Raw genomic sequence first — 13,935 nt, forward strand, 5'->3', positions numbered from 1 at the left:
CGTGCTGAGCAGACTTGCCTTGAGCGACAAATTTGCCACCGGCTTTGAATGCCTGGGCTCGGAAACCGCCATCAATGGCGTCGCTGGCTGGTGCGATCCGCTGGGCGGTCTCTATCTGACGGACCTGTCTTTGCTGGTCGTGTCTGATCTGCACCTAGAGAAAGGGGCAGCTTTTGCCCGCCGTGGACGTCTTTTGCCGCCCTACGACACCATCGCAACCCTCAAGATCCTTGCCTCTCTTATCTTTCGCTACGATCCGAAAATCGTCGTCAGCCTCGGCGATAATTTCCATGACCGCATCGGCTCAACGCATTTGCCGTTGCCCCTTCGTGACCTCATCAAGGAGATGGCGAAGGGGCGTGAGTGGATCTGGATCAACGGCAACCACGATCCCGATGGTACCGTCGATTTGCCGGGCGCCTCGACCGACGAGATGTTCTACGGCAACCTCGTCTTCCGGCATGAGCCGAAATCCGGTGTCTCCGAAGGTGAAATCGCCGGCCACCTTCACCCAGCCGCGACGGTGCGTCGCCGCGATAAATCGGTTCGCCGTCCGTGTTTCGCAACCGATGGCACGCGTATGCTCATGCCTGCCTTCGGCGTCTTGAGCGGCGGTCTGGATTTGCGGCATAAGGCAATGCAGGGCCTGTTCGATCACACGTCTCTCGTTGCGCATCTGCTCGGTCGGGAGCGGATTTACTCGGTGCGTTTCGCCAATCTTCTGGGATGATAACGTCTCAGTGATAGACGTTCGGCGCGACGGCGCTTTTGTCGATCTTCACCTTTGCCAGTGTCAGGAAACGATCGAGCGGACAGGCCCCGTCTTTGGCGTCACCTTCGCATCCGGGCATGGCTACCGCAGCCTGAAGGGGTGGTGATGTGTCGTTGATCACCGAGGCATTGCGGATCTGGTCGAGCGACGGCGCAACGAAACCCATTCGGACATAGGATTTCCCGTCTGCGTCATGAAGGCGCTCGAAGGTTAAGGCGCCAGTCGGCGGCGTCTCATCATTCAGATAGGGCGGGATTTTCCAGTGGATGCCAAGCAGTGTCGCCAATTCGGCCTGCTGGGTGTCGCTGCCCATGAACAGCAGGAACTTCGCGTCCGGTGGGCCACCCGCTGGCGTGTTCTTGTCCAGCGCCAGAAGGATCTGATTGAGAAAATTCGAACCATCGCGTTGCGCAATGTAGGGCACGCGGTTGCCGAGATCATATTTGATCTGCCGCAGTTGCGATAAGCGGATGATATCGGCTGCTGCGGGTAACTTGCCGAAGGCCACTTCATCAGCTGGAAAACCGTTGGCATATTGCAGGAGAAAGACCTGCGCAAGGGTGCCCGCCTCGGCGAGCGGTCCTTGCAGGCTGACGCTTGCGGGCTTGTCGCCCTTGGCCTTCTTGACCTCGATGGACCACGGTCGGGTCTGTAAGGAGCAGTCGCTACCGGCTGTATCGCATCCGAGGATCGCGTCCATCTCCTTCATAAGCGGTGCTGCCTTTTGCTTGGCCGCATCGAAACTGCCGCCCGCCGCTTCCAGAATGGCCGCCTCTGCTGTGTCTGTATCGACGGCACCGAGTGCCGTCTCGGACGCATCATATAGCGCGTCCGGGCCATCGCCGGATGCATGGCCGACCGTCAGGCCGCAGCCCGGAAACATGGTCGAAAGAATGACATTGCCGGTATCGATGGTGCGCTGGACGGTGCTGTTACCCCAAGAGAAAACGCTCTCCCTTGCAGGGCAGCCAGTCTCCGGCACCAGCCCTTTGGCGGCCAGCATACCGTGTTCCCACCTGGCCAGTTGCGCCGCTGCCGTGGCGCCGTGCGGCGTCAGCGCGCCATCTGGCGTATTCCACACGGGCCACTGCTTTGCCGACATGCGGGCAAGCTCTTTGCTGCTGGTCTGCGGGCGCACACCGTGTCGCATCACGGCGATATATTTATCACTGACGAGCGTCTCGCAAACCGCGGGGGCTGAAATCAGACAAAGGAGAAACGCGGCAGACAAAGTCCGTTTGATGTCCATGTCGTCGTCCTGTGGCCATGAAAGCAAACACCACAGATAGGATCGCTTCGTGAACCTTTTGTGACCGCACTCAGTCCCGGCGGAACAGGATGCTGGCACCCCAACCCGTCACAATTGCCAGCAATACGCAGAGAAAGCCATAAACCACTGGGGTCTGATGCGCGGCATCTGTGATGGCCTGCTCCATGCCGGTCTTCACCACGCGTAGTCGCAGTTCCTTTTGCGCCACCGGCATGCCGCTCTTGAAGAGATAGGCGCGCGCCGTGTGGACGCCGTTCGGCACGTTTGCGGGCAGGCGAAGCGTGGCCCAGAACAGTCCCGTCCGTTCCAGCCGAACACCTGTGGTGTCGTTGCGATAGATGCCGCTCGACAGTTTCAGGCGACGATAGGCTTCCTGGAAATCATAGACATTGTCCGGCACGCCGGAAAAGACAGCACTGCGCAATGGCAGATGGTCCACGCCCAGACCCATGGCCTTAAGGGTTCCCGCCGTCGCGATATTGTCGATACTGCGGGTACTGGCCATGGAGTAGGATTCCGGCAGTGGCGCAAAGGTGATCGCGCTGGTGTTGATCCAGATGCCACCAACACGGCTTTTCTTGCGCACGGTGGAATATTCGTTGGGGCCTTCCAGCGTTACCACGATGTCATACTGCCCGATTGCCAGCAAAAGCTGGTCGGCATTGTTCAGCGCACCGAACATGGTGAAATCGGCACCACGAAAATCAGAGGCGATGGAAATCTCGGTCGTTGATGCACCGATCTCGATGTTTTCCTGCAAGGTTCGGGCCTGGCCGGTTGCATCGGGTGAAATCGGCAACGGCGGTGTCTGCGCAAAGGCAGGCGTGCACAGCGCGCTGAAGGCGGCTGCAAGAAGGGCGGCGCGGATCAATAGCCCAGCCCTCCGACAGCCACGGAAAACAGGTCTTCAGGCTTCAGCACCAGCGAAATCGCAAGTCTCACGCCAACGGCCAGCACCAGCAGTGCCAGCAATGCACGCAACTGCTCACCACGCAGTTTCTGGCCGACGCGAACGCCATATTGGGCGCCGACCACGCCCGCTAGCATGAGGATGAAAGCCAGCACGATATCGACGGAAAAATTCGTCGCCGCCTGGACGATGGTGGTGTAGGCAGTGACGAAAATGATCTGGAACAGCGAGGTGCCGACAACGACGTTGGTGGGCACGCGCAGGAGATAGATCATGGCCGGAACCATAATGAACCCACCGCCGACGCCCATGACCGATGTCAGCACGCCGATACCGAAACCTAAGACGATGATGGGGATGACGCTGAGATAGAGTTTCGATTTCTTGAAACGCATCTTCAACGGCAGGCGGTGGACCCAGTTGTGGTGACCGGGGCGGCGCAATGTCACTGTTTCGTTGCGGGCAGACCGCCGGATGGCCGAGATGCTTTCTTTCAGCATCAGCGCACCGACGGTACTCAGCAAAATGACGTAGAGAAGCGAGATGATGAGATCGAGCTGACCGATGCTGCGCAACAGCGTAAACAGCCAAACACCCACCGTCGCCCCGCAAAGGCCGCCGATCAGCAGCATGCCGCCGAGCTTCATATCCAAGGTGCCGCGCCGGAAGTGACTGATCGATCCTGAAACGGAAGAAGCGACCACCTGGTTGGCACCGGTTGCCACGGCGACGACAGGGGGAATGTTATAGAAGATGAGAAGCGGAGTGATGAGAAAGCCACCGCCGACGCCGAACATGCCGGACAGAAAACCCACAGCGGCGCCCATGCCAAGAATGATGAAGATATTCACCGATAGTTCTGCGATGGGCAGGTAGACAGTCACATCAGGACCTCGGGCATGGTTCCGTGTAAAACGACAAAGCCGCCGGAAGGCGGGCTTTGCCACGAAAGGCGGTATCTGTCTGGGTGGCGGAGGCAGCAAATCCTGCGGCCTTTACCGGTCATGCCCGTGGAGGACATGACTGTCAATTATTCAACGGCAAATACGTTGATAATTTGAAAAGATCGGCAAAGACCAAAATTACTTGTTGCGGGCCAGCAACGCAGTCACCAGCTCGTCGGTAATGCGGCCATCCGGCGCCTGTCCGATGGACTTCTGGAAGTTCTTGATAGCTGCCACAGTCGCACGGCCAAGCTTCCCGTCTGGTTCACCAGCCTTGAAACCATTGTTGTTGAGAATGGCCTGAATGTTGCGGATTGCCTTCTGCATGTCGACAGACGATGTCTTGACCTCTTCGCCGCCAGTCCATTCGGCCGGCAGGTTCACCGAGTTGGTTTCATCGTTCATCGGCGTTGCCTGCCAGGTTTCGACTTTTGCTTTGGCGCTGGCCAGCTGTTCCGGCCGCATGGCCTTGGCAACATCGTCGCGCTTCTGACCAGCATCGGCATCGCCATCACGGGCCGCGATGGCAAACCACTTGTAGGATTCTTCCAGGCTCTGGGGAACACCGCTACCGCGTGCGTAAAGAATGGCCAGATTGAACTGGCTGTCGCGAACGCCGAGATTGGATGCCTTGATGAACCAGTCGCCCGCAGCCTTGAAGTCAGGGGCACCGGCAGCATCGGAGGCAAGCAGAACGGCCAGATTGTGCATGGCGCCGGCGTTGCCCTGATCTGCGGCAAGCTGGTAGTAGCGCTTGGCTTCGGAAAGATTGCGCTCTACGCCGTTCGCCTTTTCATACATGTTGCCAAGGCGGTATTGCGCAGGCGCAAAACCGCGGTCGGCGGAAAGCTTGTACCACTTGGCAGCTTCCGCGCGATCGGCTGCAACGCCGCGACCGTCTGTGTAACGAGCGCCGATTTCGAACAGGGCCTGACGATCACCCTTGGCAGCCGCTTCGGACAGGGATGTCGGCTTGATGACTGTTGGCACGGCGATGGTGTCAGCCGTTGCCATGATTTGCTGCTGGACCTCGTCCAAGGCGGGCGCTGTGGCCGGCACTGGAGCCTGTTCTGCAACATCGGCACCACGTTCAGGCGCAGGTGCTTGAACGGCAGGTGCTTCCTCGGGAAGAGGCGAGCCGCCAATCGGGCGCGGGTCGATCTGGTCCGTCTTCGCGTCGGCACCGACCTGCATGCGCTCTGCCGCCGCCTTTACATTCTCGTCGATCATCGAATCGGACGGAATGGTCACGGCTGGTTCGACGCCGGCTGGCGGTGCATCGGATCGGGCACTAGGTGTTACCGTTGGCTCTGCAGCTTTGGGCTCGATCACCTTCGGCTCGACCGCAACAGAGGCCGGTTCGCTACCGATAAGCGTTTTGACGGCGGGCACCGCCATCATCGCCAGAAGAATGGCGCCGATACCGAGCAGAAGCGGACGGCGATAACGAGACAGGGCAGACCCCTGCTGTTCGGCAGTCGTCGTGCGCTGTGGACGTGAGGCAAAGCTCTTGTCCGGCACACTTTCCTGCGCAGCGGCCTGTGCGGCGCGGCGGGCAGCGGCAATAAAGTCAGCGCGGTTGTCGCTGTCGCCAGCGCCTGCACGGGCTGCTGCCGTCTGGCTGGCGCGCACACGCTCCAAGATTTTCTTGATATCCGGAGCACCGGAGCCGGGCTCCAGCAATTCCGTTTCTATATCGGCCTGCAAGGCATCGACCGGGTCGATCGAGGGCGTAGGGTCAACCTGTGTGCGTGCGTTGACCTCGGGCTGCGAAGCCTCTTCGGTTTTGGCAGCGCTGGACTTGAAACGGCTGGTCAGGCTGGACAGCAGGCCGCGCTTTTCTTGGGCTGCGGGCTTTGCGGCTGCAGGTGGAACCAGCGTATCTGTCGCCATATCAGCATCGAGCTGTCGCGACAGATTGCTTTCGAAAGACTTATGGTCCTGCTTGCCGATGAGGCCATCTTCTGGAAAGCTGGCAGCAGGCATGCGCGCGCCATCATAGTCGGCCCAGCCATTCTCGCCGTTGGCGGAGACGGAGGCAGCCATACGCGGCGCGTTGCGGTTGTCGAGATTGTCGAGGCGGCCGGCAATCTGCACGAGTGTTTCGTGCAGTGCCTCAAAGGTGCGGTGCGTGCGCTCTTCCGTGTTGCGGCTCAAGCCTTCAAGCTTGCGCAGGTCGTTGGCAAGTTCAGTCAGAATGGCGATATCGGAGCTGCTGGCTGTCTGGGCCAGGTTGTTGCGCGTGTGCGCTTCCAGAACGGCCTCTGCCGCTTGGCGGGCCGCTTCGATGATGTATTCATCGCTGGACGCCATATAGTCTTCGATTGCGGCCATGCGCTGGTCGAGTTCCGGCGACATCCCAGCTGCGTCCGCTCCAACAGGCGCTTTCGTCTCGTCCAGCTTGGCGGCAATATCGCTCAAGCGATCTTCAAGGCGCTTGAATGCGGTCTCGTAAGACGCAGCCTTCGCCTGTGCAGGCTTGGATTCGATCTCCTCGATCCGGCGCGCGATTTTTTCCAATCGTTCGGCCAGCTTGTCGTTGACGGCGCCTTCGCCAAGCTCATCGATCTTGCGGGAAATATCTGTGAGGGCAGATGTCAGTTCCGGCTGGCTGGACGTGCGTTGCGAGCGCTCCATCATTTTGGAAAGCTGATCCAGCCGCTCGCCAAGTTCGGAAACGCTGCGTTCGGTCGAAAGCTCTTCAATGCGGGTCGTCAACGCATCAAGGCGTGCGCCCAACGCGTCCGATGGCTTGTCCTGCGCCTCGGAAACATCCTTCAACGTATCGATCTGCGACGACAGCGCACTCAAACGGCTTTCCAGCCGCTCTGCAAGTGCAGGGTCGAAAGCAGGGGCTGGTCTGTTTCCGGCAGCAGCGATGGCGCGGCTGATTTCGTCCAGACGCTGGTCTAGGCCGGAGAAATGCTCAGAGAACAGTTGGTCATTGGGCTGAATGTGTTTGCCAAGATGCTCGACTGCGCTGGCAATGGTCAGTAGCTTTTCTTCCAGTGCACGCACCGGGCCGCTGCGGTTCATGGAAGCGAGCTGTGTTTTGATATCATCCAGCCGGTAGGCCAGGCCGATGACTTCCTCCTGCAGCGGCGCAGGATCGAAGCCACGCAAGGTGTCCTCAACCGTCTCCCAGCGACGTTCGATGCGGTGCACGCTGTCTTCACGGGCAACTTGGTCCATCAGCACGCGAAGCTCTTCAAACTCGCTGCGCAGCGCTTCGGCGTCTGGCGATGCGCTTGCGCCCATGCGCTCGATGCTGGCAGCCAGACGCGCCACGTCCTCGCGAATGTCTTCTGCAAAATGCTGGTCTTCGGCAAACGATCGGATGTTGCGCAGTTCCGAGCGCACGCCCTGCATCTCGCGGGCGACACCTTCGGTAATCTCGTGCTTCAGTTCCTGGCGCAGGCTAACCAGCGCTTCTGCGACCTCGCGCAGCGCTGCGTCGCTTTGTTGGGGGGCAGGGGCGGTGCGTTCGAAGCGGGCAGTGGGGCGCGGACGTGCCGGAGGAATAGCGGTTGAGGTGCGATAGTCACGCTCGACATAACGGCGGTCCAGATCGCGCTCGAGCACGGTCTCCGCGCGTGGCGATTCGGTTTTCTGGCGTTCCCAACGGGCATCAAGCGCCTGTTGGCGCTGGCGGATTTCATTGACGGGATCGAAACGGTTAGAGGTGGGCTCTCTGGTCGGGCGGGACTGAGGGATCGGCCTTTCGGCTTCGATGCGTGTCGTTTGATTATCGTATGAAGGGCGGGTCGCGGTTGCGCCAAGAAGATCGTCAATCCGGGCTTCCAGCCCCTCGATGGTGCGATTGAGCGCATCCAGAGACGATCTGTCGCTGTGCTGAGGGGAATTCGATCGCAATCCGTTCATCTTCCTGCTCGCTTCATTGCCCTGTTGTTTTCTATCCCGGCCACAAAATGGCTTGTGGAACGGAGGTCTTTTTTTAAATACTCGGGTGACGGAGGTTTCTTCAGGACGCGAAGCAGTTCCGCCGAACGCTACAATGGCCGGAATATGGTTAACAAATAGTGAATTAGCAAATGCTGTTTTAACGCTTTCTTCATGAAGGTGAACGAAACCACCAATTAACCGCAGTCATGCAAGCTTCGCGCAAGCTTGAAATCGCTGCGAGATTTCTCACGAATGTCATTTGACGTTTACGCGCACGTCAAATATTGTGATTGTTATGTTGACGCCGGAGTGGTCCGGCAAACGATGCGGAGGATCATCGGTAATGCCTGTTTACAAGGCCCCTGTTCAAGATACGCTTTTCATTCTCAATGACGTGCTCGGCATCGAGCGCTACAACAATCTGCCCGGTTTTGAAGACGCAACGCCTGATATGATCGAAGCGATCACGGGCGAGGCCGCAAAGGTAGCCGAGGAGCAGCTCTTCCCGCTGAACCTGTCTGGTGACCAGCAGGGCTGTCAGCGGAGCGCCGATGGTTCGGTTACCGTGCCGGATGGTTTCAAGGAAGCTTACGACGCCTATTGTGAAGGTGGCTGGACTGGTTTGGCCGTACCACCGGAATATGGCGGGCAGGGGCTTCCCTACACGCTGCATGCGGCCATCGGCGAATATATGTCGTCGGCCAACCTGTCGCTGATGATGTATCCTGGCCTGACGCAGGGGGCGATTGCAGCGGTTCTGGCGCATGGCTCCGAGGAACAGAAGCAGACTTACCTGCCGAAAATGGTTGAGGGCACATGGTCTGGCACCATGAACCTGACCGAACCGCATTGCGGCACCGATCTAGGTCTTCTGCGCACCAAAGCCGTGCCGCAGGGCGATGGCTCATATAAACTGTCCGGCCAGAAGATTTTCATCTCGGCTGGCGAACATTCCATGACCAGCAATATCATCCATCTGGTTCTCGCCCGGATCGAAGGCGCGCCAGAGGGTACCAAAGGTATTTCGCTGTTTATCGTGCCGAAGTTCCTCGTCAACGATGATGGTTCGGTCGGTACGCGCAACGGTGTCGTCTGTGGCGCGCTCGAACACAAGATGGGTATCCACGGAAACGCCACCTGCGTCATGAATTACGATGACGCGACCGGTTATCTGATCGGCGCCGAGAACAAGGGCCTTTCGGCCATGTTCGTGATGATGAACGAAGCGCGCCTCGGCGTTGGTCTTCAGGGTCTTTCGGTTGGTGAGATCGCCTATCAAAACGCCGTTGAATATGCGCGCGAGCGTATTCAGGGCCGTTCCCTCTCCGGTGCGAAAGCGCCGGACAAGAAAGCCGATCCGATCATCGTCCACCCGGACATCCGTCGCACGTTGATGACCATCAAGGCCTATAACGAAGCCAGCCGTGCGTTCCTTTTGTGGACAGCGCTGCAATCAGATATCGCCCATCGCGCCACCGATGAGAAGGAACGTCAGGCGGCCGACGACATTCTCGGCCTCGTTACCCCGATCCTCAAGGGTGTGCTGACAGACAAGGGGTTCGATCACGCCGTCATGGCGCAGCAGGTCTTCGGCGGTCACGGCTATATCGAAGAACACGGCATGAGCCAGTATGTGCGCGATGCCCGCATCACCATGATCTATGAAGGCGCCAATGGCATTCAGGCGCTTGACCTCGTGGGCCGTAAGCTCGGCCTCAATGGCGGCCGCGCCGTCATGGCGCTGTTCAAGGAAATCGGTGATTTCTGCGAGGAAAACCGCGCAGACGAGAGCCTTACGCTCTACACCAAGGGCCTTAAGAAAGGCCTGAACGACCTGCAGGCGGCCACCATGTGGTTCATGCAGCATGCGATGGCCAAGCCGGATAATGCCGGTGCCGGTTCCACCGACTACATGCACCTCTTCGGCCTCGTCGTATTGGGTTACATGCAGGCTCGTATGGCGAAGGCCGCACAGGTTGCTCTGTCGTCTGGTTCTGCGTCGGATGAGCAATATCTCAAGACCAAGCTCGTCACGGCCAAGTTTTTCATGGAGCGTATCTTGCCGGAAACCGCGCTGCGCAAGACCCGTATCGAGGCAGGTAGCGACACGATGATGGAACTGGCTGCGGAAGCGTTTTGAGAATAACGGCATTCACATGCCGACAGGGAGATGAGACATGACTGACGTTTATATCTACGACCACGTCCGCACCCCGCGTGGACGCGGTAAGAAGGATGGTTCGCTGCACGAAGTTCCGTCCGTTCGTCTGGCCGCCAAGACGCTGGAAGCGATCCGCGACCGCAACGGGCTTAATACCGCAACCGTCGATGACATCATCATGGGTTGTGTCGATCCGGTCATGGATGCGGGTGCCGTCATTGCCAAGGGTGCGGCCTTCGAGGCCGGTTATTCCACCAAGGCACCGGGGATGCAGATTTCGCGTTTTTGCGCATCGGGTCTGGATGCCATCAACTTCGCAGCCGGAAAGATCGCGGCGGGCGCCGATGAGATCGTCATTGCCGGTGGCGTGGAAAGCATGTCGCGTGTCGGCATGGGCATGTCCGGCGGCGCCTGGTACATGGATCCGTCCGTCAGCTTCCCGGCCTATTTCATGCCGCAGGGCGTGTCGGCCGATCTCATCGCCACCAAATACGGTTTCAGCCGTGATGATGTCGACGCCTTTGCCGTCGAAAGCCAGAAGCGTGCCGCTCACGCCTGGGAAAACGGCTACTTCAAGAATTCCGTCATTCCGGTGAAAGACCAGAACGGCATCACCATTCTCGACCGCGACGAACATATGCGCCCCGGCACAGATATGCAGGCACTCGCCTCGCTCAACGCATCCTTCCAGATGCCAGGCGAAATGGGCGGCTTCGAGGCCGTCGGCATCATGGCCCACCCGGAGGTGGAGCGCATCACCTACGTCCACCATGCGGGTAACTCGTCTGGCATCGTCGATGGAGCTGCCGCCGTTCTTGTCGGCTCCAAGGCTGGCGGCGAGAGCATGGGTCTGAAACCACGCGCCCGCATCCGCTCCTTCGCCAATATCGGCTCCGACCCGGCGCTGATGCTGACTGGCCCTGTCGATGTCACCGAAAAGCTGCTGGCCAAGACTGGCATGTCGATTGCGGATATCGACCTGTTCGAACTCAACGAAGCCTTCGCCGCCGTGGTGCTGCGTTACCTCCAGGCCTTCGACATCAGCCATGACAAGATGAACGTCAACGGCGGCGCGATTGCCATGGGCCACCCGCTGGGTGCCACGGGCGCGATGATCCTCGGCACGGTTCTGGACGAACTGGAACGCCGCGATCTCAACACCGCGCTGGTCACGCTCTGCATCGGCGCAGGCATGGGTACGGCAACGGTCATCGAGCGGGTTTAGTCACTGTCATGAGACGCGAGGTTTACGACCAACCAAAGAACGAAATCGAGCAACAGCTCGCTCGGCACAATCTGAATAAGGACATGGCGCAGGATTACGAGGCATCGACTCGTATCTCGCCCAGAGACCATGTCCAAAGCCTAAAGGCTCAAAACCTAGGGCTGCTTGTGTTTCTCGTTCTGGTGCTTGGTTGCTTCGGGTTTGCTGTCTGGCTGTATTAAACTCACAGAAATTCAGGGAAGAGGAATCCCAATATGAGCACGTACAAAAATTTCACCCTCGAAACAGACGCAGACGGCATTGCCCTCGTTACCTGGGATATGCCTGACAAATCCATGAACGTCTTTACGGCTGATGTCATGGAAGAGCTGAACGCCATCGTTGAGGCAACCGTGGCCGATGCTGCCGTTAAAGGCGTTGTCTTCACGTCCGGCAAGAGCACGTTTTCTGGCGGCGCTGATCTGTCGATGATCAAATCCATGTTCTCCTTCTACCACGAGGAAAAAGCGAAGAACCCGGATGAGGCAGCCAAGAAACTGTTCGATCTGGTTGGCAAGATGAACGGCCTGTTTCGCAAGATCGAAACCAACGGCAAGCCCTGGGTATCCGCCATCAACGGCACCTGCATGGGCGGCGCATTCGAATTGTCGTTGGCTTGCCATGGCCGCGTTGCCTCGAATGCGAAAAGCGTCAAAATCGCTCTGCCGGAAATCAAGGTCGGCATTTTCCCCGGTGCCGGTGGTACGCAGCGCGTATCGCGCCTCACTGATGCGCAGTCTGCGCTCCAGATGATGACGACCGGCCAGTCGCTGACGGCGAGCCGCGCGAAATCCATGAACCTCGTGCATCAGGTGGTCGAGCCGGATCAACTGATCCCCGCCTCCAAACAGATGATCAAGGATGGCCTGAAGCCGGTTGCCCCATGGGATGAAAAAGGCTTCAAAGCCCCCGGTGGGGGCATCTGGACGCCAGCTGCCGCCCAGCTTTGGCCAGCAGCACCTGCCATCCTGCGCCGCGAAAGCGCTGGCAACTACCCCGCCGCGCTTGCCATTCTCAAATGCGTTTACGAAGGCCTGCAATTGCCTTTCGATACGGCTTTGAAAGTCGAGCAGCGCTACTTCACGGAAATCCTTCGGTCAAAAGAAGCCTTCGCGATGATCCGCTCGCTGTTCATCTCCATGCAAGAACTGGGCAAGGGCGCTCGCCGTCCAGCCGGTCAGCCGAAGAGCGATCTGAAGCACATCGGCGTCGTCGGTGCGGGCTTCATGGGTGCATCCATCGCTTACGTTACGGCCGTTGCCGGTCTTGATGTGACATTGATCGACCGCGATGACGAAGCCGCCGCAAAGGGCAAAACCACCTGCGAAGGTCTGGTGAAAGACAGCGTCGGCAAAGGCCGCATGACGCAGGAAGAGGGTGCCGCCATCCTCGCCCGCATCACGCCAAGCGCCGATTACGCGTCGCTCAAGACCGCAAACCTGGTTATCGAGGCCGTGTTCGAAGACCGCGATGTGAAGAAAGCCGTGATCGAAGCGGTGGAAGCTGTGCTGCCGGAAGGCGCAATCTTTGCCTCCAATACCTCCACCCTGCCCATCACCGGTCTGGCGCAGAACTCAAAGCGTCCGACCGATTTCATCGGCGTTCATTTCTTCTCACCGGTTGAAAAGATGATGCTGACCGAAGTTATCATCGGCAAGGAAACCGGCGATAAGGCTTTGGCCGTTGCACTCGATTACGTTGCAAAAATCAAGAAGACGCCGATTGTCGTCAACGACACACGCGGATTCTTCGTCAATCGCTGCGTGCTGCGCTACATGGCCGAAAGCTATGACATGCTAATCGAAGGCGTTCCCGCAGCCATGATCGAAAATGCCGCGAAATTCGCTGGCATGCCGGTCGGTCCGCTGGCGCTGAACGATGAAGTCGCCATCGACCTTTCCTACAAAATCCTCAAAGCCACCGCCGCCGATCTGGGCGAAAAGGCAGTCGATCCGAGGCATATGGAACTGGTGAAAAAGCTGGTGGAAGGCGAGGGCCGCTTCGGTCGCAAGAACGCCAAGGGTTTCTATGACTATCCGGCAAAGCCCGCCAAGAAGTCGCTCTGGCCCGGCCTGAAAGACCTCTACCCGCAGCAGAAGCCTGAGGATGTCGACATGTACGTGTTGAAACAGCGTTTCCTCGTCACAATTGCACTGGAAGCGGCCCGCACGGTTGAAGAAGGCATTGTCACCGATCCCCGTGAGGCAGATGTCGGCTCCATCCTCGGCTTTGGCTTTGCGCCATACACCGGCGGTGCGCTGTCTTACATCGACGGTATGGGTGTGAAGACATTCGTGGAACTGGCAGAAAAGCTGGCGCACACCTACGGTCCGCATTTCCAACCGACACCGCTGCTGCAAGACATGGCCATCAAGGGCGACACCTTCTACGGCAGATTCGACCCCTATGGCGATGCCGCAAAAGCCGCTTAAGGCCAAAGTCACGCAACCATCAGCAGGCCCGTCTGGGCCTGTTTCTTTGTCGGTCTCTCCCGATAGCAATCTGTAATTGCGTGCCAGTGTATAATGTGAAAATTATAGAGGATCGTTACAGGGAATAACCAGACTACGACGCGTTAACTCTGGTCGTAACATTCTCCATTACTTGATATTATTCTGATGACATAATAACGAATTTTCCTTTATATCCATTTTTAGCAACGGCTGGGGCACCATTGCGAACCCTATGTTACGCGCCTCGATCCCAGAGGA

Annotated in this window: 8 protein-coding genes; 4 read left to right on the forward strand and 4 right to left on the reverse strand. The window is 58.5% G+C overall.

Features of this window, described 5'->3' with window-relative positions:
- Window position 1: 1 nt before the first annotated feature.
- Window positions 2-730 (forward strand): ligase-associated DNA damage response endonuclease PdeM, encoded by a 729-nt coding sequence (pdeM, locus tag RMR21_RS01690; protein ID WP_498669001.1) that lies wholly within the window; start codon window positions 2-4, stop codon window positions 728-730.
- Between the two features lie 7 nt (window positions 731-737).
- Here the strand turns inward: pdeM and RMR21_RS01695 are convergent, their stop codons facing one another.
- The 4 genes from RMR21_RS01695 to RMR21_RS01710 all read right to left on the reverse strand — a co-directional run bounded on the left by RMR21_RS01695 (window position 738) and on the right by RMR21_RS01710 (window position 7,778).
- Entirely contained in the window at window positions 738-2,021 is a 1,284-nt protein-coding gene (locus tag RMR21_RS01695; protein ID WP_498669002.1) for a histidine-type phosphatase, read from the reverse strand.
- A gap of 70 nt (window positions 2,022-2,091) precedes the next feature.
- A complete protein-coding gene (locus RMR21_RS01700) occupies window positions 2,092-2,913 on the reverse strand; it encodes a TIGR02186 family protein (protein WP_498669003.1) in 822 nt (273 codons plus the stop codon).
- Window positions 2,910-3,836, reverse strand: a complete 927-nt coding sequence (locus RMR21_RS01705) for a sulfite exporter TauE/SafE family protein (RefSeq protein WP_174152039.1) — start codon at window positions 3,834-3,836, stop codon at window positions 2,910-2,912. Before RMR21_RS01705 ends, RMR21_RS01700 begins: the two co-directional genes overlap by 4 nt.
- Window positions 3,837-4,034: 198 nt before the next feature.
- Window positions 4,035-7,778: a peptidoglycan-binding protein gene (locus RMR21_RS01710; protein WP_498669004.1), complete on the reverse strand. Its 3,744-nt coding sequence runs from the start codon at window positions 7,776-7,778 to the stop codon at window positions 4,035-4,037.
- Between the two features lie 364 nt (window positions 7,779-8,142).
- Here RMR21_RS01710 and RMR21_RS01715 point away from each other — a divergent pair, with 364 nt between their 5' ends.
- The 3 genes from RMR21_RS01715 to RMR21_RS01725 all read left to right on the forward strand — a co-directional run bounded on the left by RMR21_RS01715 (window position 8,143) and on the right by RMR21_RS01725 (window position 13,656).
- Window positions 8,143-9,939 carry an acyl-CoA dehydrogenase C-terminal domain-containing protein gene (locus tag RMR21_RS01715; RefSeq protein ID WP_498669005.1) on the forward strand — a complete coding sequence of 599 codons (1,797 nt, stop codon included), beginning with the start codon at window positions 8,143-8,145 and terminating at the stop codon, window positions 9,937-9,939.
- Between the two features lie 37 nt (window positions 9,940-9,976).
- Window positions 9,977-11,185, forward strand: a complete 1,209-nt coding sequence (locus RMR21_RS01720; RefSeq protein ID WP_498669006.1) for an acetyl-CoA C-acetyltransferase — start codon at window positions 9,977-9,979, stop codon at window positions 11,183-11,185.
- Window positions 11,186-11,439: 254 nt separating this feature from the next.
- Complete coding sequence (locus RMR21_RS01725; RefSeq protein WP_498669007.1) at window positions 11,440-13,656, forward strand: FAD-dependent oxidoreductase; 2,217 nt, start codon at window positions 11,440-11,442, stop codon at window positions 13,654-13,656.
- Window positions 13,657-13,935: the final 279 nt, after the last annotated feature.

This window comes from Agrobacterium sp. rho-8.1 (assembly GCF_033957725.1).
Lineage (GTDB): Bacteria > Pseudomonadota > Alphaproteobacteria > Rhizobiales > Rhizobiaceae > Agrobacterium.

Bases quoted from the DNA above. Each gene is read 5' to 3' on its own strand.
- RMR21_RS01695 (WP_498669002.1), bottom strand. From the start codon at position 2,021: ATGGACATCAAACGGACTTTGTCTGCCGCGTTTCTCCTTTGTCTGATT.
- RMR21_RS01710 (WP_498669004.1), bottom strand. From the start codon at position 7,778: ATGAACGGATTGCGATCGAATTCCCCTCAGCACAGCGACAGATCGTCT.
- RMR21_RS01715 (WP_498669005.1), top strand. From the start codon at position 8,143: ATGCCTGTTTACAAGGCCCCTGTTCAAGATACGCTTTTCATTCTCAAT.
- RMR21_RS01720 (WP_498669006.1), top strand. From the start codon at position 9,977: ATGACTGACGTTTATATCTACGACCACGTCCGCACCCCGCGTGGACGC.
- RMR21_RS01725 (WP_498669007.1), top strand. From the start codon at position 11,440: ATGAGCACGTACAAAAATTTCACCCTCGAAACAGACGCAGACGGCATT.